General features: G+C 31.4%; 10 protein-coding genes. 6 read left to right on the top strand and 4 right to left on the bottom strand.

Translation table 11 applies throughout. The annotated features are described in order from the left end of the window. Window positions 1-41 precede the first annotated feature (41 nt). Window positions 42-1,259: an MFS transporter gene (locus tag KM800_RS00755; RefSeq protein WP_017752950.1), complete on the bottom strand. Its 1,218-nt coding sequence runs from the start codon at window positions 1,257-1,259 to the stop codon at window positions 42-44. Continuing rightward, a complete protein-coding gene (locus tag KM800_RS00750; protein WP_017752949.1) occupies window positions 1,237-1,683 on the bottom strand; it encodes a MarR family winged helix-turn-helix transcriptional regulator in 447 nt (148 codons plus the stop codon). The genes KM800_RS00755 and KM800_RS00750 overlap by 23 nt, the downstream gene beginning before the upstream one ends. Window positions 1,684-1,901: 218 nt before the next feature. Here KM800_RS00750 and KM800_RS00745 point away from each other — a divergent pair, with 218 nt between their 5' ends. After that, the gene (locus KM800_RS00745) at window positions 1,902-2,051 is read left to right on the top strand and encodes a hypothetical protein (protein WP_195604174.1); all 150 of its coding nucleotides are present in this window, start codon (window positions 1,902-1,904) and stop codon (window positions 2,049-2,051) included. Window positions 2,052-2,185: 134 nt separating this feature from the next. On the opposite strand, the gene KM800_RS00740 is transcribed toward KM800_RS00745, so the two are convergent. Continuing rightward, complete coding sequence (locus tag KM800_RS00740) at window positions 2,186-2,755, bottom strand: cyclase family protein (protein ID WP_017752947.1); 570 nt, start codon at window positions 2,753-2,755, stop codon at window positions 2,186-2,188. Window positions 2,756-2,946: 191 nt separating this feature from the next. Here KM800_RS00740 and KM800_RS00735 point away from each other — a divergent pair, with 191 nt between their 5' ends. The 3 genes from KM800_RS00735 to KM800_RS00725 are packed head-to-tail and all read left to right on the top strand — an operon-like array spanning window position 2,947 to window position 6,751. Further along, on the top strand, window positions 2,947-4,440 hold the full coding sequence (locus KM800_RS00735; protein WP_217811353.1) for a spore germination protein: 1,494 nt from the start codon (window positions 2,947-2,949) through the stop codon (window positions 4,438-4,440). Between the two features lie 20 nt (window positions 4,441-4,460). Next, window positions 4,461-5,630, top strand: coding sequence for a Ger(x)C family spore germination protein (locus tag KM800_RS00730; protein WP_217811352.1), 1,170 nt, complete (start codon window positions 4,461-4,463; stop codon window positions 5,628-5,630). Between the two features lie 14 nt (window positions 5,631-5,644). After that, the gene (locus KM800_RS00725; RefSeq protein WP_217811351.1) at window positions 5,645-6,751 is read left to right on the top strand and encodes a GerAB/ArcD/ProY family transporter; all 1,107 of its coding nucleotides are present in this window, start codon (window positions 5,645-5,647) and stop codon (window positions 6,749-6,751) included. Window positions 6,752-6,807: 56 nt separating this feature from the next. Here KM800_RS00725 and glmS read toward each other — a convergent pair whose 3' ends face one another. After that, window positions 6,808-8,637: a glutamine--fructose-6-phosphate transaminase (isomerizing) gene (gene glmS, locus KM800_RS00720; RefSeq protein ID WP_217811350.1), complete on the bottom strand. Its 1,830-nt coding sequence runs from the start codon at window positions 8,635-8,637 to the stop codon at window positions 6,808-6,810. Between the two features lie 837 nt (window positions 8,638-9,474). On the opposite strand from glmS, the gene KM800_RS00715 reads away from it, so the two are divergent. Both KM800_RS00715 and KM800_RS00710 read left to right on the top strand, forming a co-directional pair. Continuing rightward, entirely contained in the window at window positions 9,475-11,232 is a 1,758-nt protein-coding gene (locus KM800_RS00715; protein WP_217811349.1) for a PTS mannitol-specific transporter subunit IIBC, read from the top strand. Between the two features lie 22 nt (window positions 11,233-11,254). Next, window positions 11,255-13,300 carry a BglG family transcription antiterminator gene (locus tag KM800_RS00710; RefSeq protein WP_217811348.1) on the top strand — a complete coding sequence of 682 codons (2,046 nt, stop codon included), beginning with the start codon at window positions 11,255-11,257 and terminating at the stop codon, window positions 13,298-13,300. Window positions 13,301-13,306: the final 6 nt, after the last annotated feature.

Raw genomic sequence — 13,306 nt, 5'->3', positions numbered from 1 at the left:
TTAAAAATAATTGATCAATATTTTTTGGTATATTTTTAAACTCAGGAAACTTTTTCTTTTAATACAGCAGCATTATTATGCTTAATCACATTATATGAATATATTACTAGCAATAAAACTATAAATATAGCAGAAAATCTGTACATAAATCCATAGCTTTGTTTTTCAGCAATGAAACTTAAAAATATGGAACCTAGTGTATAGGCCAGATCCATGGATGAAAGGAAGGTTCCATTGGCAGCACCTTTTCTGTTGGAAGGAGAACGATTTACCGCCCAAGCTTGCAATGAAGGTTGTACAGCACCATATCCAAGACCATAGAACAAAGAAGATACCAATATTACACCAATAGAGTGTCCATATGATAATATGACAAGACCTATGATTAGAGAAACAGCTCCTGGCATAATCAATACAACATGTCCTTTTTTATCAAATATTTTTCCTATAACAGGTCTGGTTACAAGAACCATTGCTACAAATCCCATAAAATATATCCAGATGTTAGTTAGCTTTAGTTCTTTTCCATAGAGCATTATGTAACTCATGATTCCACATAAAGTAACCGTAAGAAGAAAACACAGTAGGGAAGGAAGAGCTGCTTTCTTTTCAAAGGCATCTTTTAAATTGATTTTTTTAATTGAGTTGGATGTAGTTTGCAGCCTCTCTACTTTTACCATTCTTAAAGATAAAATTCCCAAAGCAACTAAAAATATTGAAATAAAAACGATATTTTTAAAACCATATGCATTCATAATAATAATTGAAATTACAGGAGACAATGCCATGGAAATTATCATCGAAAGAGAGTAGTATCCCATACCTTCGCCTCTTTTATTTTCTGGTATGATATTGGAAAATAGAGCAGCTGCTCCAATAGAGGCAAGCCCCCAACCTATTCCCTGAAGTATACGCATAAATATAATTGCATCTATAGAAAGCCAGTTATAAGATAATGTAGTTAATGCCAATATTACTGCACCAATTGCAAGCAGGGGTTTGATACTGAACTTGTCCATAATACTTCCTGCAAAAAGCCTGACCAATAGAGAGGTTATTGAAAAAGTACTTACTACAAGACTACTTTCCAAATTACTTCCACCAGACAATTTTGCATAGGCCGGAAGTGTGGGAGTAAGCATATAAAAGGCTAGATATATAAATAAATTTGATAATAACATAAATATGTAATCTTTTGTCCATAAATTTTTTGAAGTTTCCACCATATTTCCTCCTTTATTTATTTTTACTATATGCATTATCAATGTTTTCATTTAGCTGCAATAGAACTTTTGTATACATGTTTAAATTTTCAGAAGGTATTCCTTGAAGAATAACTTCAAAAACATTTTCTAAAAATGGCTCTATTTTTTCTTTAAGGGCTGTACCTTTTTCTGTTATATGTAAAACAAAACACCGTCTGTCCTTTTCATTGGGATGCCTTTCTATCAAAGACTTTTTTTCTAAAATATCCAATATTCTGGTTAAAGTGGGTTGATCTTTATTGACGATTTCAGCCAATGATTTTTGACTTATTTTATTTTTCCCGGATAATTTGAGAAGCACTATCCACTGTTCAGTTGTAATATTAAACCTTTCAAGATTTGTATTTAAATATCGTACTAGTTTTTTATTGGTAACATTAGTTAAAATTCCAACGGACTGATCATAAGATTCATACATGAAAACACCTCCAATACTTGTCATAATAATAATTAGTATAACAAGTATTTATTATAGCTAAAAGTGATAGAAATATCAATAGGAATATGTTATATTTGGTGTTAATATAAAATTTTATGATATACATATCTTACAGATTTAACAATATGTAAGATAATTTACACATGTAAAGTAAAATTTAGGGAAGAATTTCAATTATACAATATGAAATGATATTTTTGGCTGGAAGTTATCTTGAAAAGATAATTGATAGAAATAATATTACAGTTGAAAATTTAAGAAGTACAGCTCATGAAATACCCTATGACAACACTTATAAGGAAAATATGATAAATATGAGTGAAGATATGAAAAGTACCGGAGAATAAAAAAGGGCTGTAGATGAGATAGAAAATTATATAAAGGCAAAATCATATACAACATTATAATAAAAAACGAGCATGGATTTATGTGAAAATCAAATCTATGCTCATTTGGAGTTTTCATGCTTTCAACATATTGATTATTCAATCTCAGCTATTACTCTACAAGGTAATCCCGTCATATCTGAAAAATTAATTGGGTATGTATTTGCTGTAAATTTCAGTATATCCTTCCCATTTAAAAGTCTGCCTAGATTAAAGAGATTTTCCACAATAAATACGCCTCTGTCAGCACAATATTGATCCTTAGGTGTATGCTCCAAACCACGTCTTACCCCTGCACAATCAATGCCAATAATTGAAACTTTCCTATCAGGTAACTGGTCGATTAACTTATTTGACAATTGTGGATGCAATGTAAAATAGGCCTTTGTGCCATAGTTTTCCTTTTCTATAAAACCTGTATAAAAAGCAACAAACATATTGGGTTCAACTAGACTAATATCGATATCAGATACATCAATATCTCTGTCAGAGGGTATATCGTGTACGTCAAATACTATTCCTTTTCTTTTTGTAAACTCCAATGGAAACTCTTTGTTCATAACATCGAAATGAGTACCCAGATGACCAAAAGAAGCCATTTTTTCATTATTTAAAGCACCTTTATTATATGCTTCAGTAACTTTTAAGCTTAAATCTATTAACATATTATATTACACCCCTGTTTCAGATTGATTATAATTACAAAAAGTATAGCATCATAAGAAATATTTTGCAAAAGTTTAATATTGAATTCTAGTTATCTTATGAATAATTACAGCAAATTAAAAGGATAATAAATAATATAGTAGTAATACTTATGAACACGTCTGATTCTTATAGATAAGGAGATTAAAATTTGGTTGATAATACAAAGAAAAATAAGGTAAGGATATTTACGGATATACAAAAAAATATAGATTACATAAAAAAATGTTTTTCTAACTGCTGTGATTTAATTATAAGAGAAATTTCATTATTTAATTATAGAGATAAAATGGCCATTGTAGTCTATATAGATGATTTGGTGGAAAAAAAACTTATAGAAGACAACCTTATATCCAAGTTGACTGATAATATTAATTCGGAAAAAGCAAATAAAAATTATGCTGATTTGCTCAAATATAATCTGGGAATAAGCGACTTGAAAGTTCATGAAAATTTTGAGGATTCAATAGAGGCTGTCTTATCAGGAAATCCAATTATCTTTTTACCTGATCTGGCCAATTCATTTGAAGTAGATTTAAACAATCCGCCTAACAGAAGTATAAGTGAACCTCCTACGGAAGTGTCAATCAGAGGCCCTAGAGAGGGGTTTACCGAATCAATTATGACCAATATAGCACTTATAAGAAAAAAGATAAAGAATTGTAATTTGAAGGTTGAAAAATTTAAAATAGGAGAAAAAACGAGTACAGATGTTTCGATGTTGTATCTTTCAGGCGATGCAAATGAAACTATAGTAAATACATTGAGAAAAAAATTAAGAGGACTAAAAATAGACTCATTGTTGGAATCCAACTACATAGCAGAGTATATATATGACCAACCCAAAACTATATATCCTGTAATATTCAAGACAGAAAAGCCGGATGTAGCATGTGCAAAAATATTGGAAGGAAGAATTGTAATTATTGTAGATGGATCTCCAGTTGTTCTCTCCATCCCAGGGTTATTCGTGGAATTTTTACAGTCAAGTGAGGACTATTATATAAAGTATTCTTCAGCTACATTAAACAGATTTATAAGATATTTAGCTCTAATGATAACTGTTGAACTTCCTGCATTATATGTTGCTTTGACAACATTTCATCAAGAGCTTATACCCAGCAGGCTCTTATTGAGTATAATTGAAGCCAGGGCAAATGTCCCGTTCCCTGAATTTTGGGAGGTATTTTTCATGTTGATTGCTTTTGAGCTTATGAGGGAGGCTGGAATTAGAGTATCTAAAACTCTAGGCCCTACTATAAGTGTGGTTGGTGCATTGGTACTTGGGGATTCAGCTGTAAGGGCAGGAATAGTAGGAACTCCTACGGTGGTAATAGTATCCTTGACTGCTATTACAAAATTTGTAGTTCCGGCATTTGAATTAGAGCATCCTATTATATATATGAGATTCTTTCTTTTGGCATTAGGTGGATGTTTGGGGTTGTTTGGGTTTATTTGTGGGATTTTAATAGTTACCATGCGCCTTGTTTCCATTAAATCTTTTGGAGTTCCATATATGTTCCCAATTTGTCCTTTTAATATAAATTCCATGGAAGATGTTGCTATCAGGGCTCCTATGAAAAAGTTAAAAAATACTCGGAGGATACTCGATCTTAAACGCAATTTAAATAGGAAAAATCATTAAATATGATTTTAGGAGGTTCTATGAATAAATTTAAAAGATTGAATTTATTTATTTTGATAATAATATTTAGTTTTTGTCCATTTATAATTACTGGATGCCAGGATAAAAATGAAATTGACTCTCTCGGTTTTGTATCAGCATTAGGTGTTGATTTAGATGACAACAATAATTTCATGGTAAGTTTGCAAGTTATTAGAAGAGGTATATCATTGGAACAAAATCAAAATACACGTGCTTTGGTTTATGTTTCCAGTGGTAAAACCATCAATGAAGCAATAAGTAATATTTCAAGACAGTTAAGTAAGAAAATCAAATTTTCAAATGAAAAGTGTATAGTTATAGGAGAAAAACTTGCAGAACATGGTATACAGTCCGTCATAGATTTTTCTTTAAGGGTAAATGATGTAAGGCCTGTAGTTCCAATACTTATAACTAAAGGTACAGCCGTTGATATAATAAAGACACGTACCAAAGAAAATTCAATCTCTGGATATGATATCGGAGATATGGTTAGGGTACAAAGAGACCTTGGAGTAATAGGGAAATGTACAAATCTTGATTTTGAAAAAAATAAAAATGAAGGTGTAAATGTGTGCGGTGTAATAAGCAAACAAGATTTAAGGGATAATAAATCTGAATACGACTTTACTGTATCTGGAAGTGCAGTTTTAAATAAATATAAGCTTGTGGGATATATGAATGAAGAGGAAACAAGAGGAATGAACTGGATAAATGGAAAAATAAAACGTGGAAGCGTATTGATTAAAGATGATAGTGAAGGAAAAATAAACTTAAATATTTTAAGCTCAAAAAGTAGATTGACAGCATCAATTGAACCTAAGGGAATACATATCAATGTGAATATAAAAGAAAAATCAAATATTAACGAGATAAATCAAGATATACTACATGATTTGGATTTTAATGCTAACCCTAATATAATGTATTTTTTGGCTAAAAAGCAGGATGAAGCTATATATAATGAGGCAATGTCAGCTATAAATGCATCTAAAAATAGACTTTCAGCAGATATTTTTGGATTTGGAGATTTACTGTACAAAAAACATCCTAAGGAATGGAAGCAAATAAAAGAAAATTGGAATGAAAATTTTAGGAATTTACAAATTAATGTAGATGTATCATCCAGTATAAAACATACAGGCATATTATCAAAATCTATAAGTTATTAAGGAGAAGGTATTTTATGAAAAAAAGAATGTCCATATATCAATTTTTTATAATTATAATTCTTTTTCAATATGGAAGTGCCTTATTATACTTTTTATCTCCATATGCAAAACAGGATATATGGATAAGTTATTTACTTTATTCATTAATAGGAGTACTTCTTCAAATTATGTATATAACCTTATACGAAAAATATCCTAATGATACACTTGTCACTTATTTGCCTAAGATATACGGAAAATATATAGGAAATATTTTAGCAATAATTTATATAGCATATTTTGTTTATATAGCTAGTGTTATATTTAAAGCATTTATGGATTTGACATCTGTGACAGCGCTTAGATATACACCAAAAATAATTTATGCCTCTCTGGCTGCAGTTATGATAATTTATGCTACTCGCTGTGGTATAGAAACTATAGTTAGCATGTCTCAAATGTATATAATAATCGTAATATCAATAAAAGTAGTTAGTTTTTTATTGATATTATTAACTCCTAATGCTTTTGATTTGTCAAATCTTGAACCTGTATTAAGCAATGGAATAATAAAAACTTTAAAAAGTTCATGGAATATTATTACGGTTCCATATGGAGAAACTATAGTCTTTACTATGTTGTATCCTTTGGTTGCCGAGAGTAAAAAGATAAAGAAATTTGCTATAATAGCTGTAATTTTGGAAGGAATAATTTTAGCTTTTAATAATATTTTATTTATATGTACTCTTGGAGTTGATTTTGCAATTAACTGCAATTTCCCTCTTCTTGAAACATATAGAATCATCAATTTAGGTGATTTTCTAACCAGATTGGATATAATATTTGTGATTTCATTTTTAGTTGATGGATTTTTTAAAATATCTATTTTTATGTATGCTGCAGTTTTTGGGACATTTCAATTATTTAAATTAAAAAGTACAAATACTGTATCTATATTTTTAGGTGTCATAATGCTTGCAGTATCATTTTTAGTATCACGTAATATTCCCCAACAATTAAGTATAGTTTATAATTTTATAATGAAATACATACATTTTCCCATTCAAATAATAATTCCTGTTATTACCTTAATATTTTGCTATACAAGGAAAACTTATATTAAAGAAAGAATCAAAAAATAAAATGCCGGCAAAGTAAAATGCCGGTAAAGTAAAATGCCGGCATAAAATAATCTACATTATTCAACTGTAACTGATTTTGCAAGGTTTCTAGGTTTGTCTACATCGCAGCCCTTGTCAACTGCTATATAGTATGCAAGCAACTGTAAATAGATTACTACAAGCACTGGTGAAAGTACATCACTTATTTCTGGTATATAAACAGTGGAATCTACAACTTTTTCAAGACCTGTTTTACCTTTGGCTGTAAATCCAAGTACTTTGGCGCCTCTCGTAGTTACCTCTTTTATATTGCTTACCATTTTATCATACAATTTATTTTGAGCTGCAAGTGCGATTACTACAGTACCTTCTTCTATAAGTGCCATTGTACCGTGTTTCAATTCTCCACCTGCATAAGCTTCAGAGTGAATATAGGATATTTCCTTTACCTTTAATGCACCTTCCATGGCAACTGCATAATCAAGTCCTCTTCCAAGGAAGAACATGTCCTTGTGCATATAGGTGTTTGAAGCAAATTTTTGGATTGTATCCTTGTTTTTCAATACTTCCTGTGCTTTTTCAGGAATAGTAAGCATATCTTCCTTTATCTTGTCTATTTCTTCATTGCTTAAAGTCTTTTTATTTTCTGCAAAGAAAAGTGCTAGCATATACATTGTAATCAGCTGAGTTGTATAGGCCTTTGTGGAAGCTACTGCAATTTCAGGGCCTGCCCATGTGTAGAGTACATCATCAGCTTCTCTTGATACTGAACTTCCAACTACATTTGTAATTGCTATAACTCTTGCACCCATGGATTTTGCTTCTCTTAAAGCTGCAAGGGTATCAGCAGTTTCACCTGACTGGCTTAATACAATCATCAATGTGTTTTTGTCTATCATAGGATCCCTGTATCTGAATTCAGATGCAATATCAACTTCTACAGGTATTCTTGAAAGTTTTTCTATTACATATTTACCTACAACGCCGGCATGATAGGCAGTTCCGCAAGCTATAATATATATTCTGTCTATATTCTTTATTTGTTCTGGTGTAATTGTAATATTGTCAAGATTTATAGGCTTTCCAGGTACTACTCTTGAGCTTAATGTATCTTTTATTGCTTTAGGCTGTTCATTTATTTCCTTTATCATAAAGTGTGCATATCCACCTTTTTCAGCAGCATCTGCATTCCATGTTACATGAACTAGTTCTTTGTTTACCCGTTGTTTTTCCTGGTTGAATATTTTAACACCATCTTCAGTAATTACTACGAATTCCTTGTCATTTAAATAGTATATGTCTCTTGTATGGCTTAGCATTGCAGGAACATCTGATGCTACAAAATATTCTCCTTTTCCAACTCCAACTACAAGGGGACTGTCTTTTCTAACTGCAATAAGTTTGTCTGGTTCCTTGGATGAAACTACACCAAGAGCATAACTTCCTTCAAGCTTTGTAGTAGCTTTCATAACGGCATCAAGAAGGTTTCCATTGTAGAAATGATCTATGATCTGTGGAATAACTTCCGTATCTGTGTCGGATAAGAATTTATATCCTAAAGACATGAGCCATTCCCTTAATTCTATATAATTTTCTATTATTCCATTGTGAACTACACTTATTGTTCCATCTGCATTGCAATGAGGATGTGCATTTACATCAGAAGGTTCTCCGTGAGTTGCCCATCTTGTATGGCCTATACCTATATATCCTTTTACAGGATTTACAGCTAACTTGTCCTTTAAGTTTACAAGTCTTCCTTTGGCTTTTACAACATTTATATTATTATCTTTATCTAATACAGCAACACCTGCTGAATCATATCCTCTGTATTCCAGCTTGCTTAATCCATCTATCAATATTGGTGTTGCGTCCTTTTTTCCAACAAATCCTACTATTCCACACATAATTAATTCTTCCTCTCTGATAATAAAATTTCCATGACTTAAAAAATAATATAAGAAATAAACCCTATAGTATTTATTTTTTAACAGGATAAAAAATTGATAATTAAGAATACAAGGTATTGTATTCTTACTCAATGAATATTGAGGTTTTGACACCAAACTGATATTGTTACAAAAATCACTTTTTGCATTTATCAGTTGTTAACGGTAGTGTGGTACCGTGGGGCATCCGCCGAAGATTCGATACTCCCCATCCTCGTCAACTCAAGTGAGACTCCAAATTAAAGATTAATCTTTTAAAAGGAAACTCAGACCTGTGTCTGAGTAAGTTGCACTAATCAAATCAAAGATTTGGAGTGTCACTTAAGTCCTGGCGCTTTTTGTTGCTAATTGATTACTCATCACCTTTCTTTATAATTAATGATTTTAAATATTCTATCAATACATTATATAGTTTAAGTTTTATTTTTGTCAATATCATTATATTATTATTATTTCAATATTTACATTTTATATTTTAAAAGAATTTGAAAGCGTTTATGAAATGGTTTAAAGCTTTTTTCTTGAAAGATTTTGAAAGATTTTCTGAAGGATTTTGAATATTTACAGAAATTTGTGCAATATCTATAGTCTGACTTAAATTTTCATGCTTATATTCCTGATATCAAATTTATACATAATATTGCATGTAATTTTAAAAATGTCATTGAAAACGTATCACAAAATTGAACTTGTTGAAATTGAAAATTGGCTGAGCATACTATATTATAATAAGTGTCAGGAATAATTCATCAGAAATAAATGATTTTAAAATATTTAAGTATTAGGAGGTATTATATGGAAACGTTTAGCAATACTAATAATAGTAATAATAAATCTTCCATTAAGAAAAAAGTGCAAAGTTTTGGTGCTTTTTTAAGTGGTATGGTAATGCCGAATATTGCAGCATTTATTGCATGGGGTTTGATAACAGCATTGTTTATAAAAACAGGTTGGATACCTAATGAAAAAATGGCAAAAATGGTAGATCCAATGGTCAAGTACATGCTTCCATTATTAATAGGATATCAGGGAGGTAAATTGGTATACGATACCAGAGGTGGTGTAGTAGGAGCCATAGCTACAATGGGTGTGGTAATTGGAGCTCCAATTCCAATGTTTATAGGTGCCATGATAATGGGTCCCCTTGGAGGATACCTTATAAAGAAAATTGATAAACTTATACAGGATAAGATTCCTACTGGTTTTGAAATGCTGATAAATAATTTTTCAGCAGGTATTTTAGCAGCAATTCTTGCAGGACTGGCATTTACATTCATTGGACCGGTAGTTGCAACAATATCTACAGGAATTGGTGATGTAGCACTTCATATTACCAATAAGGGACTTCTTCCATTAATTGCAGTAATATTGGAACCTGCAAAAGTATTGTTTTTGAATAATGCTATAAACCAGGGAATATTTTCTCCTCTTGGAATTGAACAGGTTCAAAAACTTGGTAAATCAATATTTTTCTTGCTTGAACCGAACCCAGGTCCAGGATTTGGAATACTTCTTGCATATTGGCTTTATGGGAAGGGAACTTCGAAGGAATCAGCACCTGGAGCTATTATAATCCAGTTCTTTGGTGGAATACATGAAATATATTTTCCGTACATTCTTATGAAACCGATTTTGATAATTGCAGCTATATGTGGTGGGCTCTGTGGAGACCTGGTTTTCGTACTTTTCCATGCTGGATTGGTAGCAGTTCCTTCACCAGGAAGTATATTTTCACTTATGGCAATGTCACCAAAAGGTGGACAACCTGCAGTTTTGCTTGGCGTTGCAGCAGCAGCAGCAGCTTCATTTTTAGTAGCATCTATCATCTTAAAGAGCAGCTCCAAAGAAACCGTTTCAGATGATTTTGATAAAGCCCAATCAAAAGTAAATGATATAAAACAGGAAAGTAAATGCAGTTTAAAAAGTAATTCAAATAGTACAGTAAAAGCAAAATCAGATATAAATTCTATAGTATTTGCATGTGACGCAGGAATGGGATCTTCGGCAATGGGAGAATCTCTTCTCAAGAAACAGCTAAAGGATGCTGGAATTGAAGGGATAAAAGTTGAACACTATTCAGTTGATAGTATTCCGAAGGAAACAGATATAGTATTTGTTCAGGAAAACTTGAGTGAAAGAGCTAGAAATTCAGCACCTGATGCAGAAATAATAACAGTAAAGAACTTCCTTGATCGTGCCAGATACCAGGAATTTATACAGAGATTGAAGAATGATTCTGATGATAATTCAAATAATATAGTTAATGAAGAATCAGACATTAATTTTGTAGTATTTGCATGTGATGCAGGAATGGGATCTTCGGCAATGGGAGAATCTCTTCTAAAAAAACAACTCAAGGATGTTGGAATTGAAGGTATAAAAGTTGAACACTATTCAGTTGACAGTATTCCAAAGGATACAGATGTAGTATTTGTTCAGGAAAACTTGAGTGAAAGAGCTAGGAATTCAGCACCTGATGCAGAAATAATAACAGTGAAGAACTTTCTGGACCGTGCCAGATACCAGGAATTTATAAACAGATTAAAAAAATAAGTAATAATCTGGAGGAGGAAATATGGATAATTTGACTCCAAGGCAGCAATTTATATTGGATGGATTGTTAAATGGTAATTCTTTTAATGTTGATATTCTCCATGAACAACTGGGGGTAAGTACAAGAACAATTATGAGGGAGATTTCTTTCCTTAATGAAATTTTAAAGAAGAAGAGTCTTACTATATTTGTAAATGAAAATATGGATATATATATTTCAGGCAAAAAAGACAGTATTCAAGATGTGAAATCTTCCTTGAACTCAATTCCTGTTCAATGGATATTTAATAAAGAGCAGAGGCGAATTGCTATAGCATGTGAACTTTTGGTTTCAAAAGAATCATTGAAGATATCCTATTTCAGCTATAAATTCAATGTAGTTATGGGGAGTATAAGTCTTGATCTTGATACTATTGAAAAATTGGTAATTAGAAAAAACTTGTGCTTGATCAGAAAAAGAAATCATGGAGTAAGTATTGAAGGATCAGAATGGGATAAGAGAAATGCACTTGTAGAGTTACTGTTCAATTTTAAACCTTTTGAGTATCTATTGGGATTTTTCTATGATAAAGGTACAGATGAAACAGTTAAGTCACTTTTTAACATGATTTTTGAAAGTGGCACTATTGAACTTGTAAAGAGTGTATTGAAAAATTTGAATTTAAAACATCTTAAATTAAATGATGTAAAGTATTTCAACCTGTTCATACTAATACTTGTATCAATCAAGAAAACTAAAAACAATGACAATATACATCTGCCAGAGAATGTCAAGGAGAAATTAAGGTCAATGAAGGCATATGAAGAATTAAAGTCCCTTATTGAACCTTTAGGTGAAAATAATATAAATCTTCCAGAAGATGAAATAGCTTATTTATGTATTTATATTAATGATTATAAATACTATTATGATGATTCAAGTGAATCTGATATCAATTTCCAGGACATATCTTCTGAAATAATGGCCGATGTGTCCCAGAGAATAGATGTGGATATTACGGATGATGTACAATTGCTGCAGGATTTAACCAATCATTTGAGGCAGACATTTCACCTGTTGAATATAGGCCTTAATGTATTGAATCCAATGGCATCCGAAATAGAAAAGCATTATCCGAAACTGTTCAAGATACTGTTTGATGAATGCAGATTAATATTTTCAAGATACAATATCAAAATATCTTCCAATGAAGTTGGATATATAACAATGCACATAGGTGGTGCACTTCAGAGAAAAGAGGAAATTTCAAGTAAGTTAAAGATACTGATTGTATGTCCTGGGGGAATAAGCAGTGCAAGAATACTGGAGAGCAAAGTGAAATCTCTTTTTCCGGACATAGGCACCATTTATATAAGTGCATTGCATGATATAAATATAGAAAAAGACAGCAGGGAATATGACTTGATTTTGTCCACTGTATCTATTGGAACGGGAAGTGAAGAAATCCACAATATAATTGAGGTTTCACCTTTTATGATGAAGAAGGATGTTGAAAAAGTTAATGGCTATATTTCCAAAATCAAGTATATGGATGAGACAGAAAAGAAGAGCATGAGTGCCCTTGACTCCGATGAAGCAGCAAATAGAAAATGTGAACTTGCAAATACAATCTTAAAGAATTTTCATATTAGGGAAGTAAATATTGAGAATTTTGAAGAGTTAATAGACTTTGTAGTGGAGGATGTGTCAGAGGCCGATATTGCAGCAGGTAAAGAGGTTATAAAAGATCTTATTCTAAAAAGAGAAGCCAAGGGAAATTTAGTTGTCCCCAATACCGGTATAGCACTGCTTCACACTAGAAGTGACAAGATGAAACTACCTTTTGTGGGGGTTTATAGAACAAATAAAGTTTTTAAAATGTCAACTAGAGGATTTTCAATGGAAGATGTAGATACATTTTTAGTCCTGCTTGCCAGGGATAAAGAGAACAGCTATATATTACGTCTTTTAGGAAAGATCAGTGTGTCTTTAATAGAGGAAAAGGAATTTGTTGAAATATTAAAATCAGGAAGTTTAAGCGATATAAGAAATCATTTGATAAACATTGTAAATAAAGAAGAGGAATGAAAGGGG

It is taken from the genome of Clostridium tyrobutyricum (genome assembly GCF_019144085.1).
GTDB lineage: Bacteria > Bacillota > Clostridia > Clostridiales > Clostridiaceae > Clostridium_B > Clostridium_B tyrobutyricum_A.
Note: the sequence above shows the minus strand (reverse complement) of the source record. Positions and strands in the feature narration are given on the sequence as shown.